This window comes from Flagellimonas marinaquae (assembly GCF_023716465.1).
GTDB classification, from domain to species: Bacteria; Bacteroidota; Bacteroidia; order Flavobacteriales; family Flavobacteriaceae; genus Flagellimonas; species Flagellimonas alginolytica.
Genome location: NZ_CP092415.1, coordinates 994325 through 1009574 on the forward strand (window position 1 = coordinate 994325; position 15250 = coordinate 1009574).

10 protein-coding genes are annotated in these 15250 nt (G+C 43.0%); 5 read left to right on the forward strand and 5 right to left on the reverse strand.

What is annotated here, in order from left to right; translation table 11 throughout:
• Positions 1-14 precede the first annotated feature (14 nt).
• The 5 genes from MJO53_RS04570 (at position 15) to MJO53_RS04590 (ending at position 8250) form a co-directional block, all read left to right on the forward strand.
• A complete protein-coding gene (locus MJO53_RS04570; RefSeq protein WP_252080643.1) occupies positions 15-494 on the forward strand; it encodes a helix-turn-helix domain-containing protein in 480 nt (159 codons plus the stop codon).
• A gap of 385 nt (positions 495-879) precedes the next feature.
• Positions 880-4122, forward strand: coding sequence for a SusC/RagA family TonB-linked outer membrane protein (locus MJO53_RS04575; RefSeq protein WP_252080644.1), 3243 nt, complete (start codon positions 880-882; stop codon positions 4120-4122).
• Between the two features lie 30 nt (positions 4123-4152).
• On the forward strand, positions 4153-5868 hold the full coding sequence (locus MJO53_RS04580) for a SusD/RagB family nutrient-binding outer membrane lipoprotein (protein WP_252080645.1): 1716 nt from the start codon (positions 4153-4155) through the stop codon (positions 5866-5868).
• 23 nt (positions 5869-5891) lie between these two features.
• The gene (locus tag MJO53_RS04585; RefSeq protein WP_252080646.1) at positions 5892-6692 is read left to right on the forward strand and encodes a hypothetical protein; all 801 of its coding nucleotides are present in this window, start codon (positions 5892-5894) and stop codon (positions 6690-6692) included.
• A 352-nt stretch (positions 6693-7044) separates the two neighbouring features.
• Entirely contained in the window at positions 7045-8250 is a 1206-nt protein-coding gene (locus MJO53_RS04590; RefSeq protein ID WP_252080647.1) for an MFS transporter, read from the forward strand.
• Between the two features lie 24 nt (positions 8251-8274).
• Here MJO53_RS04590 and MJO53_RS04595 read toward each other — a convergent pair whose 3' ends face one another.
• The 5 genes from MJO53_RS04595 to MJO53_RS04615 form a co-directional block, all read right to left on the reverse strand.
• The gene (locus tag MJO53_RS04595) at positions 8275-8457 is read right to left on the reverse strand and encodes a CPXCG motif-containing cysteine-rich protein (protein ID WP_252080648.1); all 183 of its coding nucleotides are present in this window, start codon (positions 8455-8457) and stop codon (positions 8275-8277) included.
• 3 nt (positions 8458-8460) lie between these two features.
• Entirely contained in the window at positions 8461-9786 is a 1326-nt protein-coding gene (locus tag MJO53_RS04600) for a TolC family protein (RefSeq protein WP_252080649.1), read from the reverse strand.
• The gene (locus MJO53_RS04605) at positions 9786-13076 is read right to left on the reverse strand and encodes an efflux RND transporter permease subunit (RefSeq protein WP_252080650.1); all 3291 of its coding nucleotides are present in this window, start codon (positions 13074-13076) and stop codon (positions 9786-9788) included. The genes MJO53_RS04600 and MJO53_RS04605 overlap by 1 nt, the downstream gene beginning before the upstream one ends.
• Positions 13077-13088: 12 nt before the next feature.
• Positions 13089-14210: an efflux RND transporter periplasmic adaptor subunit gene (locus MJO53_RS04610; RefSeq protein WP_224836392.1), complete on the reverse strand. Its 1122-nt coding sequence runs from the start codon at positions 14208-14210 to the stop codon at positions 13089-13091.
• A gap of 149 nt (positions 14211-14359) precedes the next feature.
• Complete coding sequence (locus MJO53_RS04615; RefSeq protein ID WP_224836391.1) at positions 14360-15247, reverse strand: leucine-rich repeat domain-containing protein; 888 nt, start codon at positions 15245-15247, stop codon at positions 14360-14362.
• Positions 15248-15250: the final 3 nt, after the last annotated feature.

The following is a 15250-nucleotide window of genomic DNA, read 5'->3' on the forward strand; positions in this document are numbered from 1 at the left end:
AAATCATCAATCCTATGAAACGACTACTAAAACAACTCGTTTTTAAGTACATTGGGCAGGAACACCGGAGCCCGAGCCCATTGAACAGTCATGAAAAGTACAAGAAATCCGGACTCACTCATGAGGAAGCCCTTACCATTAGGGAAAAAATCCAAAGTGCCTTTGAGGTAGAAAAGATCTACAGGAACAATACCATGGGACTCGACGAACTATCCGAGCACATCCAAGAAAACCGGTATAAAGTATCCCAAGTGATCAACACCTACCTTGCAAAAAACTTTTATTCATTTTTAAATGAATATAGGATCAACGAGGCTAAGCAACTTTTGGTAACGGATCCAAACTTAAGTGTAAAAGCAGTTATGTACGAAGTAGGTTTTAACAGTAAGAACAGCTTCTACAATGCCTTCAAGAAAATTACGGGACACTGTCCCAACAATTACAGGGCATTGGCCAATGCAGATTTTGTACAGACCAAAATTCAAATGGCCTAACTAACTACCAACATTACTCTTCAAAAATGGTTTGGACCTAACGGAAAAAGTCTCTTGTTCTCTCAAGAGACTTTTTTATTGCTCATTATCAAACAGTTACTGTTACATTTCTTAGAATGTTAAAATCGGTACTTCCCCATAGGGATTTCAATTTATAAGGTTCTCGCCGTTTAAAAAGTACCTGTTCCAAAACCGATTTGGGTTGATTTGTTATGCAATTGTAAAGGTAGGGCGGTGAGAGGCCTTACTTCTTAAAAAAACAAAATCCATTGAGTTTTGTTCACTTCCCAGAAGTATTATTTGAATTAGCTATCAATATCCTTGCGCCGTCCACCTTTCTCAGTTGCCCTAACTCATTTCAAATTACTAACAAAAGTTTAATCGTATGAAAGTAAAGAAACTGTTTGGAGCACTAGCGGCAATGTGTTTATCCATACTATTTGCCCATGCCCAGGAAAAAACGGTCACCGGAACGGTCACCGACCAAGATGGCGTGCCCTTGCCCGGTGTAAACATCGTTGTTAAGGGTACGGTACGTGGAACACAATCCGATTTTGATGGCAACTACGCCCTACAAGCCAGTACAGGAGATGTACTGGTGTTTTCGTATTTGGGCCAAAGAACACTGGAAAGAAGTGTAGGCGATGCAAGTACGATCAATGTACAAATGCAAGAAGATGCCTCTCAACTCGAAGAGGTAGTAGTAACCGCCCAAGGTATTGTTCGGGAAAAACGTTCGTTGGGCTATTCAGTGACCACGGTAGAGTCCGATAAGGTAGAATCCAGGCCCGAAGCAGATGTGGCCCGGGTATTGAACGGCAAGGTAGCAGGGGTAAATATTACCTCCAACAACGGTATGTCCGGTTCAGGAACCAACATTATCATCCGAGGGTATTCATCGGCAACCCAATCCAACCAACCCCTATTTATTGTTGATGGAATCCCATTTGATTCAGGTACCAATACCCAATCCAACTTTTTGGACGGAAACACTGAGTCCAGCCGGTTTCTGGATCTTGACCCCAATAATATTGAAAGTGTAAGTGTCCTAAAAGGATTAAGTGCAACGGTTTTATATGGTAACCGTGGCAGAAACGGTGTAATCCTGATCACCACCAAAGGTGCGGCCACAGGCGATGCCCCTACCAAGACCGAAGTTTCCGTAACACAATCCGTATTTATGTCCAAAGCGGTACTTCCTAAATTTCAGGATAATTATGGCGGTGGTTTCCACCAAGGCTTTGGATACTTTTTTAGTAACTGGGGTCCACGATTCGATAGAACGGATGATGACGGAATTGCCTCGGCGGGACAATACCTGGGCACAGGGCCAAATGGCGTTGCTGTTTTGCAGCATCCCTTTAACTATATAGCCGACCCTACATTAATTGCTGGCTATGAAGACTTATTGGATGATCAATATTTGTACAAACCCTACAACGGTGTCGAAGATTTTTTTAGAACCGGTTACGTGTACAGTACCTCTGTAAATGTTCGAGGAGGGTCGGAAAAAGTAAGCTTTAATGCAAATTACGGTAGAACGGAAGATATCGGGGTAACCCCAGGGAACCGGTTATTACGAAACAATTTTAGTTTAGGGGGCAACGCCGCCCTTTCCAATAACTTTACCGTTTCCGGGGTGTTCAACTTTGCAAGAACCGGATACAAGTCGCCACCCAATGCAGTAAGTACGGGTAGTGGTGCTGCTTTTGATGGTTCCGCTATCTTTGGCGACGTACTTTACACACCACGGAGTGTAGATCTTACCAACCTACCGTTCCAAGCTGTAGATGGAAGAAGTTTGTACTATAGATCTGGTAACGACATTCAAAATCCATATTGGACCGTAGCAAACTCCAAGACCTCCCAAGAAACAGACCGGTTTACAGGAAATATCTCCATGAGCTATGCCCTTAACGATTGGATGAACCTCACCTATCGTGTAGGTCTGGACACCTATACAGAGTTAAACTCTTATGGACAAAACAGAGGTGGTGTGGATGGTCCAACTTTGGGAATCTTACGAACCAGTTCGGTTAGAAACTCCATTTGGAACCACGATCTTATTTTAAGTGCAGAGAAAAGACTATCCGACGACTTTAACCTCACCGCTACATTGGGCGCGAACAGTAGAAGAGACACCTTTGCACAAGATGGAATAGAAAGTCAAGGGCAATTGGTGTTTGGAGTATTGGAACATTACAACTTCACCACACCATCATCGGTGAACTCCTTTTCAGGAATCGATCTAAATCAAAATTTTGAAGAAAATCTGGTCGGTATTTATTTGGACGCCACCCTATCCTACAAAGATTGGATGTACTTAAACGTGGTGGGCAGAAATGATTGGTCCTCCACATTGGAAAGAGAAAACAATTCATTGTTCTACCCCGGCGCCAGTGTTTCTTTTATACCTACCACTGCATTTCCATCACTGCAAGGAAATGTGCTCAACTATGCCAAACTTAGGGTAGGTTATGGTTCATCTGCAGGTTTCCCAACACCTTTTAACACTCGGGATGTTCTCTCGTTGGGCGCAAGAACCTTTGTGGACTTTAATGGAAATGTAGTTTCTGGAAATACGGTTTCCGATATTCTGGGTAACCGGGATTTATCTCCAGAAAGAGTACAAGAACTGGAAATTGGTCTGGACACCCGATTGTTCAACAGACTCAATTTTAATCTGAGTTTATATCAAAAATCAACTACGGACCTTATTACCAACCGTACCTTGGATAGCTCAACAGGTTTCCGCTCCACATTTGTAAACATCGGAGAAGTAGAGACCAAAGGTATTGAAGCGGACTATGACTTCAATATCTTAAGGGAAAGTGAAGCTGGTATCGGATTTAACATCGCTGGTAATTTTACAGCAAGCGAAACTACTGTCACCGACTTGGCAGAAGGCACCAACAATATCCTATTGACCTTTGCGGTTGCTGGCGAGGCGGCAAACTATGCAGTAGAAGGCCGACCATTTGGTGTATTGCTTGGCAGCACCATACAAAGAGATGACAATGGCAATAAGGTAGTTGGGCCGAACGGACGCTATTTGGTGGACAACAATATCACAGAAATCGGTGACCCCAACCCAGATTGGACCACAGCATTGATCCCTACCATTACCTATAAGAATTTCACCCTCTCCGCAAACCTTCAATACCGCCATGGCGGTGATGTATACTCGGTGACCACAGCAGGGCTTATTGGTCGTGGAGTAGTAGATCCAGATGACCCAATAGATAGGGAAACCAATTATGTGTTGCCCGGCGTATTTGCGGACGGTACTCCAAACAACGTGGCCATATCGTCCACCGAATTTGGGTTCAACACATTCTTTGGCGGGGACATTAACGAAGTGAATGTTTTTGATGGAACTACTATCCGTGTTCAAGAAGCTTCCTTGGGCTACAGCATTCCAAAGAAAATGTTGGACAAAACACCCTTCGGTAGCCTTTCGCTAACATTATCGGGAACCAATTTATGGTACAAAGCAGTAAACTTTCCGGACAATGTGCGCTACGATACCAACTCCTCCAGTACAGGTGTGGGCAATGGTCAAGGGATCGATTTCTTTACGGGGCCCTCAACAAGAAGGTATGGTCTTACCGTAAGAGCATCATTTTAAAAGCAGCTAACTAGAATCAAAAAATATATTATGAAAAAAATATCAAATATACTAAGTCTCTTAATCGCTGCACTGACGATCATGTTGGGCTGCGAGACCACATCCTTAGATGTTGTGGAGAGCCCAAATGCATTGAACCCCTCACAGGCGAGTGTTGATTTCTTTTTGAATCAAATACAACTAATGACCGCACAAATCCATTCTGGCGAAGAGGGACGTGCAGAGAACGGACTAAGTCAGTTTGGCATGGAACCGGTCCGTATGCAACATGGTTTTGGACCCACATACCGCGAGAATTACGACCCATCGGATTTTGACCGGGTTTGGGACAATGTATATGCCCGGGCATTGATAGACATACGCACCATGAATCCCTTGGCCGAAGAAGCCGGGCAATTTACACACATTGCCATAGGGCAAATTTTGGAAGCCTATATAATGATGTCGATGGTGGATTTCTTTGGAGATGTTCCCTATTCCGAAGCAGTTTCGGGCGGCGAAGGCATCCTTAATCCAACCGTGGATTCCGGCGCATCCATTTATCAGGCAGCAGATCAGCTCTTGGTTGATGCCATTGCAAACCTCGGCAAGGACGAAACTTCGTTGCCGTTGAACGATCTTTTCTATAACGGAAACGAAGGGCAGTGGAGAAAGGTGGCCAACACCATGCGCCTAAAGTTGTATCTGCAGACACGTTTGGCAAACGCAGGAGGTTTTGGCGCCTCGGTTTCTACCTCGCGCATCAACGAATTGATCAATAGCAACCAATTGATTTTAGATGCTTCCGATGATTTCTATTTTCAATGGGGCACAAACAATGCTTCACCTGATAGTAGACATCCATATTTCGATGCCAATTACGACGGCGCCGGACCTAGTTCGGATTTTTATACATCCAACTATTATATGAATCTAATGGCCAACCAGTATAGTGAACCAGACCCTAGAATCCGGTATTATTTTTACCGTCAACAGGAAGACTATTCCGGAGCTGATGTAGTCACCAAGGAGTGCGTTACCGAAATATCCTTGCCTTCATGGTGGGACCCATCGGAACCCTATTGTTTGGTACCGTCCACCAATGGGCTCAGCGGATATTGGGGCAGAAACCACTTGGACGATGACGGTATTCCACCAGATGATGCCTTTAGAACATTGCACGGCACATACCCTGTGGGCGGCCCTTTTGACGACAATACATTTAGAAATGTATCGGGATCATCCGCCATTAACGAAGGACTGGTGGGCGCTGGTATTTCCCCCATACTGATGTCCTCTTACACCTATTTTATGTTGGCAGAAGCCGCATTGACCTTAAATACAACTGGAAATGCTAGGGATTATCTGGAATCGGGCATAAGACAATCCATTGGAACCGTGGTAAATTTTGGAGCCTCCTTGGCAACCGGAACAGGTTTTGAAGCAACGACCACGGCCATAGACAACCATGTTGCGGAAATATTGACCAGTTATGATGCTGCCGATGATACCGGCAAATTACGCATAATTATAGAGCAATATTTTATTGCGCTTTGGTGCAATGGCATTGAAGCCTACAACACGTACAGAAGAACAGGGCAGCCCGATAATCTTACACCGGCCTTCACAACTCCCGACCCAGGACCGTTCCTAAGGTCTATGTGGTATTCACAGACGGCAGCGGACAGTAACACCAATATTACGCAAAAGAGCGCTCCGAGCACACCGGTGTTCTGGGATACCAACCCTGATGGTTTCGTTGATTGATTCATAACAAAAAAACAATACAGATGAAAAGTAACTTTAAATATATAATCGGGTTGGCACTCTTAGCTATTGGGATTGTCGCCTGTGAAGACAGCGATAAAAACCCGTTTAATGTTTTTGAACTAGAGGATTCGGCCTCGCCCTATGTCCGGATAGTTTTAGATGAAACCATTGTGGCCAAAGGCGACCTTGCCTCCTCTTCGTTAACCGGCACTGTAGATGACCCTAGCGACAATGTGGCCTCTTGGGAACTAAGCGTAACGTTGGAATCTGGTGGGGTTTCCACCGACACGGTCCAGCTTATGACCATTACAGAGTTTCCTAGTGACATTTCCATTCCATACCCAGATATTGCAAGTGCTCTTGGAATTACGATAGACGACATTTCGGGAGGTGATTTTATCCGCTTTTTGGGCAAGTCCACCGGCACCGATGGCACCGTGACCACCGTGGACAATTATAGTGCTACGATTACCGGTCAGCCAGAGCAGTTACAGGCCTTTAATTTTATTGTTCTGGTAAAGTGTTCACCTATTTCCGGGACAACAGTGCCGGGAACTTGGGTAATCGAAATGCAAGACCTATTCGGTGATGGTTGGGACGGTGCTTTTGTAACATTCGAGATCGATGGCGTAGCAACGGATTACACCTTCACCGCTGGCGACGCCGCAACCTTTAATGTAGAAGTGCCAGATGGAACAAGTTCGCTGGTCATATCTTATACAAGTGGTGCTTTTGAAGAAGAGCATGTTTACACAATTGAAACACCAAGTGGTGATGTACTCGGGCCTTTTGGACCCAATCCGTTGCCATGCATCAATTGATCTTTACATACTATCCAACCCAGAAAGTCCCGCTCCAAATTGGAGCGGGACTTTTGTTTTACTTAAAAACAGTTCTATTAAATCGGGATAGGTACTTGTGGTTGAGGATTACCTCAAAAAACTGTAAGTAAATGTAGTTTAGGGCAAGTAAAAAGTAATCTTCAGAACAGCCTTGAACCCAAAATATCTTTTCAAAAGTATCTGTTTCATTTTTTGAATGTATTTGAATTAGTCCAATCCTCAAGGCTGTTTTTTTTATTCCCAATAAAGGCAATCCAACACAGAATTGTGTAAATATGTTTGCTTTCAATTCAAACAATACCACGTAACTTTGCCCACTAATTAAATTAGTTTGGACAACTCTTCACAACCAACAAATAAGAAAGCACTTTTATCTCTTGCCATTGGTGGTTTTGGTATTGGGCTTACGGAATTTGTTATTATGGGCATTCTGCCAAATATTGCTGGATCTCTAGAAATATCTATCCCAAAAGCTGGCCATTTTATTGCCATTTATGCTTTGGGAGTGGTGATCGGAGCTCCTTTTATGGCTAGGCTTACTTCTGGTCTTAACCCCAAAAAAACATTGCTCTTTTTAATGTTGTGGTTTACGGTTTTTAACACTTTATCCGCATTTTCCGGAAACTATTGGACCATGATGCTTTTTAGATTCCTTTCTGGTATGCCTCACGGTGCTTTTTTTGGTATAGGTGCCGTTGTATCGGGATACTTGACCAAACCTGGCAAAGCGGCGCAGGCCATGGCCATAATGTTTTCCGGACTCACGGTAGCCAATATTTTAGGGGTACCATTGGGCACATATATTGGTCAGGAATGGCATTGGAGCTATTCTTTTTTACTGGTCGGGATTTCCGGGATCGCCACCTTGGCGAGTCTATATTTTTGGATGCCAAAACAAAATTTAGAAGAGGTTGGCCCACAGGAAAATCAAAATGAAACACCTGTACTCAAAAACAAAAAGCTTTGGGCTTTAATACTGTTGACCACCGTGGGCACTGGAGGTTTCTTTGCTTGGTACAGTTATATAGCACCCTTGGTAATTACCATTACAAAACTGCCCGAAGCAAATGTGGGCTATGTAATGATCATTGCCGGTGTGGGAATGTTCTTTGGAAATTTCCTAGGTGCAAGAATGGTAGAAATCTTAAATCCCGTAAAATCCGTGGTCATAAGTATGCTCTGCATGACACTGGCCTTGATCTTGAATTCTATTTTGGCAGAAAGCAGCATCGCTATCTATACCCTGAGTTTTATTGTGGGCGCAATCACCTTTTCAATTGCCACTCCAATCCAAATTGCCATTATAAAAGCTGCCAAGGGGGCAGAAAACCTAGGTTCGTCCATGAACCAAAGTGCTTTTAACATGGGTAATGCTTCAGGGGCTTATTTTGGTGGCTTGCCCATGGTATTTGGTCTGGAGGTGAACTACTCCAGTTTGGTCGGCGGTATGTTGGCCTTTATGGGTGCCGCTATCGGTATTGCCATTATTTATACACAAAGGGTTCAGAAAAAGAGAGAAGAAGCAATCAGGGATTAAATACCAAATCAACTTAAAACCAGGTTATTGCCCCAGTTCTTGAGCATTAAAAAATACCATTTCCCGATTTTGGAATTTGGCTGTTGCCTCTATGGGATTGCAACATACTTCACAATCCTCTATGTATATTTGTTCACTTACCGAACTATCCAGCAAGAAAGAAATGGTTTCCCAACAGTACGGACATTGGAAAAAGTGTTCGTACATAAATTAAAAATCTACATTGAGCAATTGTCCGCTAATTTGAAGCATTTGAAGCTCAGCCAACTTGGCATTGTACTTTGCCTGGCTTTTGGCCAATTCCGCATTCAGTAAATTTAGCTGCGCTTGTCTAAACTCAATGGAAGTAACTTGGCCCAATTTGTAGCGCTCATCCGTTCGCTTAAAATTGTTCTGATTGGTCTGTAGGTTCTTTTCTTGCACCTGCAATACAAAAAGGGCGTTGGTATAACTATCCCAAGCATTACGGATATCCCTTTCCACCTCTAATTGAATCTGCTTTTTGGCAATTTCTTGGTTCTTGTAGGCAATCTTGGCGTTTTTTATTCCTGTAATGGTGCTGCCACCATCGAACAGGTTCCAAGTAAGGTTAATGGTTCCCGTTACTCCTGTAGAAGTATTTTGGAGCACAAAAGCCAATGGACTGTTATTATTGGACTCGTTCCAGCCATAAGTTCCGGTAAGGCCAATCGTTGGCAGATAACCGCTTCTGGCCACTCTAATATTATTGAGTCCCATATTTAAATCTTTTTCTGCGATCTGTAGTCTCACGTTGTTTAGCTGGGCCTCGTTGAACATACTTTCCATTTGTAGTTCGGGCACAAAATTCACCGTGGTGTCCGCAGAAAAATTTGAGGAAAGCTCACGATTTAGTATCAAGTTTAAATCCCTCATGGTATTTCTTAGCTGCTGTCTGGAATTTAAGAGGTTAATACTGTCCGTATTGATATCGACTTCTGCATTGAGCACATCCAGACCCGTATTCTGTCCAAACTCAAATTGATACTCTGCTCTTTTAAGCCTATCCTTGGAAATTTCCAGAGCTTGTTCCAAGGTATTGGTGTTCTCCGTAAGGCGAGCTGCTTCATAATACACCGTGAACAACTGTAAAATGGTTGTTTCTATGGTTTGGCGCACCTCAAGCTCCGATTGCTGGGAACGCTCCTTAAAGTTTTTATAATTATAATAACGGCCCAAGCCATCGAATAGGGTATAGTTTACATTTACGGCGGCACTATATCTTCTGGTTTCTGCTCCTTCGGCGGTTCTGGTATCGCCATTGGCAAGAACACCTTCGGAATCTTGTTTATCAATACTTCCGCTGGCATTCCCGGTAACACTGGGCAAATAGCCAGAGTTTAGAATATCCGCATTGTTATCGCCTATTTGCTTTGTGTTGCGGGCAACCTGAATGTCCAGGTTGTTCTCCAAGACCAGATCAATGGCCTCTTCTTTTGTAAGGAGTTGATCTTGGGCCATGGCCAATGGACCAGATAAAGACAATGTTAAGAACAGGGTATAAAAAATACTTTTCATTAGGTGGTCTCTTCTGTAACTTTTTGGGTTTCTTCTCCGTTATGGGAAACTTGCCGGTTATCGGTGCCGTTAATAGGTTGACTATCCGCTTCCATTTCCTCCTCCTCTTGCTGCTCCCGAATGGCTCTTTCCACTTCTTCCTTGGTAACCTTTTCTCCTGTCCAAAGTTTTTTGGCAAATACTTTTACATTGTTTCCGAAGGACAGCAACAAAGGAAGCATCAACAGCGTTAGTACCGTTGCAAAGGCAATACCGTATGCAATGGAAATGGCCATGGGTTTTAGGAATTGGGCCTGACGGCTTTTTTCGAGCAGCAAGGGTGCCAACCCGGCAATTGTGGTAACCGATGTTAAAAATATGGCCCTAAATCGGGAACGTCCTGCTTCATAGAGGGCATCGTCGAACGTCATCCCACTACGTAAGTTTATATTGAACTTACCTATTAGCACCAATCCATCGTTGACCATAATCCCAATCAATGCAATAATTCCGAGCATGGATAGTACATTTATCGGAAATCCATGGATCCAATGTCCCCAAGCAACTGCGGTTAGGCTAAAGGGTACCATAAAAATCAACAATAAGGGTTGACTTATACTTCTGAAAGTAAAAGCTATCACGATAAATATCAAAAATATAACGATGGGGCCAACAAAGCCCAAAGATCCGATCAATTTATTGGCTTCCCTATTCTGTCCTTCGTAGGATGGTGTTATGGATGGATACTTTGATAATATCTCTGGCAGCACTTCATTTCTAACCCATAGCATGGCATCTGTTCCACTGGTAGTCTCGGGATCGGTAAGGTCCGAGGATACTTGTATCTCTCTGCGTCCTTCAAGATGGTTGATGGCTACATCCCCTCGCTCAATAGTATAAGTGGCAATTTCTTTTAATGGGATGCGATCTCCGCTTGGTGCCAAGATCCTCATTTCGTCCAAATCGGAAATCGATGATCTATTTTCCCTGTCATAACGCACCCAAACCCTTATCTCGTCTTGACCACGTTGAAATCGTTGTGCCTGTGCTCCAAAGAAACCGCCCCTTACTTGGTTCATCACCGTACGAAGATCAAGTCCCAACAAATAGGCATTTTCTTTTAATTGCAGTCTTATTTCTTTGATTCCAGCTGGGTCGTTGTCGGTAACATCTTTTAGGTTCGCGTTGCTCTCCATAGTTTGTTTAAGCTCTTCCTTTGCTGCTTTTAACTCTTCGATATTGTTCCCTAATAGGGAAACGGATACTGGATTTCCACCAAAATTGCCTCCCGAGCCATAAATAAGGCTTTCCACACCGATCACTGGGCCGACCAACTCTCTAAGCCTTGTGGTAACCATATCTGACCGTATCCCATCTGGCCGTTCTTCTCCGGGCAAAAGGTTAATTTCCAATCGAGCGGATGAGGAACCGGGGCCTAAATTTTTGATCATATTCACGAACAGCATTTTATCCATGCCCTGTAAATATGTATCGGTCAATTCCTGGTTTACAATATGCGCTTTGTCCTGAATTAGGCTTATAATGGAATCGGTAACCTTTTCGTTGGTTCCATTGGGCATGGTCAACTGTATGGAGACTTGATCACTGGCAATTCTAGGGAAGAATGCGGTTCGAATTATTCCTCCACTAATAGACCCCAATGTTAGAACGAGGGCCATAAAGAACAGTGCAAAGGTCAAAATCTTGTAGTCCATCATAAAACGGAGTACGGGGCTATACCAATTGTCCCGCATGTAGTTCATAAGTCTGTCCCCTATTTTATTGATCACCCTAAGTCTGGCAAAAACCCTTGAAATTGCGGTCTTGGGTTCTTTTTTATGACGATGGAGAGCCTTGGAATGTGCTAAGTGGGCAGGTAGAATAATCAATGCTTCCACAAGTGAAACTACCAATGTTAGGATAACGATCACAGAAACTTCACTAAAGAATTCCCCAATCCGACTATCCAAGAAAAGGAAAATGGAAAAGGCCAAGATTGTGGTAATTATTGCCGAGATAATTGGCGGAATCACCTCCATGGTTCCATCCAGTGCGGCTTTTACCGGCGATTTGCCATCTTCGTAATGTTGATATATATTTTCCGCGATTACAATACCATCATCCACCAAGATACCGATAACAATGATCATCCCGAACAAAGAGAGCACGTTGATGGTAACATTGAACATGGGTGCAAAGACAAACATTCCTAGAAATGCAATGGGAAGCCCGAATGCAACCCAAAATGCCAATCTGGTGTTCAAGAAAAGTGACAAAAAGACCAAGACCAAAAGCATCCCAACAATAGCATTTTCCGTTAACAATTGGGTACGCTGTGTCAATGTGGTGGATCTATCATCGATTACATTAAGCTCAACATTGGTGTATTTTTCGTTGAAATCCTGGATATACTGCCTTACATTTTCGGCAGAGCCCATTAAATCTTCTGTATTGGTACTTGTAATCGTAATGTTAACCGCCAGTTCCCCATTAAAATAAGATGCATTGGGTGTCTCGGAAAATCTATCCCGAATAATAGCGACATCTTTTAAGCGGATTGCACGACCGGCCGCATCTCCCCTTACAACTATATTGGAAAGCTCATCTCCATAGTAGGATCTGTTGTTTGCCCTTATCAGATATTCTTCGGTAACGGTCTTTATATTACCCCCGGTTACCAAAATATTGGCATTGGCCACTGCCTGTGCCACTTCGGCAAAGGAAAGGTTGTAGGCCAATAGACTATTCTCATCTACGGCGATTTCTATTTCTTCATCCGGATAACCTGCTATTGAAATTTGGGAAATGCCATCGATTGCCCTAAGATCGTTCTCTATTTGGCGACCAATTTGCTTTAGTGTGGCCAGCGGTATATCCTTCCCACTCACTGCAAAACTGATAGTGGGCCTTACGGGTTCTTGCTTGGCAACTATCAATGGTTCCATTCCGGTGGGAAAGGTAGGAACCCTGTCCACAGCATTTTTTACTTCCAACAGCATAAAATCGACATTCCTTTCCTTCTCGATTTCCACATTGATGGTACCACTGTTTTCCCTTGATGTGGAAGTAACGCGCTCAACTCCCTCGAGTCCTTTTAGGTTATCCTCGATCTTTAGTACGATACCTTCTTCGACCTCTTGGGGAGATGCCCCAGGGTAGGCAATGGAAATGGTGATATTACGAGCTTCGTTTAGTGGAAAAAAGGAAGATTTTAGCGAAAGTATCCCCACTGCCCCAAAAACAAAAAATGCCAAAATAAAGACATTTACTGCCATGTGGTATTTTATAAAATACGAGATCAGTTTTCTCATGGCCGCGGAGGTTTAGGATTTATTTTCGTCGAATACTTTTACCAACATGCCTGCATAAGCCCCTGTCATTGGTCTGGAAACGATAACTTCTCCATCGGGAACGTTCTTTAGCACAACGGTCTTATCTGTAAAAAAAATGGGACTTACATCCATAAGGTCAAGGATGGAGTCTTTTACCACAAAAATTTGATTGTTTTCCAATAGTAATGACCGATCGATCTCTATGGCATCGGTTTCTTCTTTGGCCTCTAAATTGGCCTCGAGATATTGACCTTCTTTTAAATTATCCCCGCGCACCTCGATATACACTGTTATGGTTTGTGAATTTTGGTCTACCCTACCATTAACCCGGGTCACTTCGCCAACAAAAGATTTGGTTTTTTCCAAATTGGTCAGATTTACCTTTTTCCCCACTTTAAGGAAATCCCCATAGGTTTTGCTCACGGATACTTCTAGCTCATACAATCCTGTATCGATAAACTCCCCTAACTTTTGCCCGGACCTTATCAAGGTACCCTCAGTAACCAAGGCTTCGGTCAAAATGCCATTAAAGGGTGCCGTAATGGTATACTTGGACAAACGTTGTTCCAGATTCTTAACGTTATAATATGTAGTAATGATCTCCCTTCCGGTTATAAAGAACTTTTCCTTTTCCGAATCCAAGCTGGGCAATTCGGGCGTGGTTTTGTCCAAATCGAAACTATTTAAGTACTGCTGCCATTTTGGATAAATCTCAGGATAATCCAATCTAAGGTCAGGCATAATTGAAGTGAGCAAGTTGTACAGGTTACTTTTGGCAGATTGCACCGTGGCGTAGTACTCGTTCGCATCTATTCTGATCAAGGTCTGTCCGGCAGTGTAAGGTTGCCCTGTTCGAAACAATTTGCTCCCTGGCCTAAATACTCCTTGGACCTCTGAATAGAGTTCCACTCGCTTTTTTGCCTTAAGATTACCATTGGCGGGCACTTGGATAGGTACCGTGGTGTTTTTTATGGTATCTACAAATACGGTTTTAACCACTTTTTGGGAGGGTGGTCTTTTATTATCTTTTCCACCCGCAATTAGGCCTGCAAAATATAGTGAAGCAAAAATAATTATGCCTCCAGCAACTGCTGATATGATGAGCTTTCGCATGTGTTAGTTGGTTTAAGCCTTGCAAATCTATCGCCTACATCTTTTACATTGGTTAAATATTTCATAAAATCTCTTAAAAAACTGAGATAATAAAAAAAGGGGATACAAAACTGTATCCCCAAACCAAACAAACTAAAGTAATAATTTAACTACTCATTTTCGTCATCATCCTCAAACTTGGTATCTGCCATTCGAGTACGCTCAAATTGTAGATCGTTAAATTTGGGATTCAATGTTTTATCATCCGTGTCAAAAACCAGGAATTGTTTTGTGTCCATTGCTCGGAGCACATTAAAGGATTTGAACTGATTGTTCTGGAGCTGCAATATCTCAAGACTTGCCAATTGTCCAAACTCTGCTGGGATTTCTCCTCCCAATCTATTGTTGGACAACACCAATTCCTTCAGTTTGCCCAAATTTCCGATTTCCGCCGGTATTTGACCTTCCAACATGTTTTCGAAAAGCCCCAATGCCTCTAATTTGGAAAGCTGACCAATTGATCTTGGGATGGCTCCTTTTAAATTGTTACTGGATAGATTAAGCTCTTTCAAATTTTCAAGTTCACCAAAGCCTTCCGGAATTGGTCCGCTCAAGAAATTGTTGAACATGGAAAAGACTTCCATTTCCTTGAATTTTCCTACTTCTGAGGGAATTTCACCCTTGATTCGATTCATTTCCAAACGAAAAACCTTAAGTTTTTCAAGTTTAACAATATCCGATGGAAGTATGCCGGTAATTTGGTTAAACGCCAAATTTAAGGTGTGCAGGTGCTTTAATTTACCAATGCTTTCTGGTAACACCCCTTTTAAATTGTTCATAAAAAGGGTCAGGCCCACAACCTTCCCGTCCTTTACCTCCACACCTTTCCAAGTGTCGACAGGCGCATCTAAATCCCATGGAGCATTCCACTCCTTTCCATTGGTGCTATTATATAGATCCACCAAAGCGGCTTTTTCGGACTTGGAAACTTGTCCGCTGGCCAGCGAAATGGCCGAGCAAAACATTAAACAAAAGAAAAAAATGGCTGATCGAATCATTGA